Annotated in this window: 1 protein-coding gene; it reads right to left on the bottom strand. The window is 55.5% G+C overall.

What is annotated here, in order from left to right; translation table 11 throughout:
• Nucleotides 1-553: IS21 family transposase (gene istA, locus C5S62_RS05690; RefSeq protein ID WP_110877794.1), on the bottom strand; the 553-nt coding region annotated here is incomplete at both ends.

Here is a 553-nt window from a genome sequence, read left to right as displayed (position 1 = left end):
AGCTTGCGCTCTCTGAGGACAAACGGTTTTTCGGGAAGAGGCCGCAGAAAGTCCTTTTCACCCTGCAGGAGCATGTCTTTGCGCGACATCTTCCGTCCGGCCGTCAGTTTTTCGTTGAAGTCGTGCAGCAATATGTGGATAGCCGTATTCAATTCGTCCAGCGACGGAAAGGCCATACCCTCAATGTCAAAATATACGGATTGATACAGAAGCTTGACGGCGTTTTCCACCAGAGCCTTGTCTTTGGGATGGCGAACCCGGGCAGGATATACGGCGCATCCGTAGTGTTCGGCGAAGGCCGCGAACTCCTCGTTGATCACCGGCTCGTTGCGGGCGCTTGTCTTTACCGCCGCCTTCAGGTTGTCGGGCACGATGGCGGCAGTTACGCCCCCGAAGTATTCGAACGCGTTCTGACAGGCCTTGATCAAGTCCTCCTTGCGCTGAGACCATACGGCCTCGAAGTAAGTGGAGTGGCTGAAAGGGAGTATGGCGACGAACACTTCCGCCTTCCTGACCTCTCCTGTCATCTCTTCCACTACCTCCAGCTTGTCGC

Source organism: Prevotella sp. MGM2, assembly GCF_002933955.1.
GTDB lineage: Bacteria > Bacteroidota > Bacteroidia > Bacteroidales > Bacteroidaceae > Alloprevotella.
Note: the sequence above shows the minus strand (reverse complement) of the source record. Positions and strands in the feature narration are given on the sequence as shown.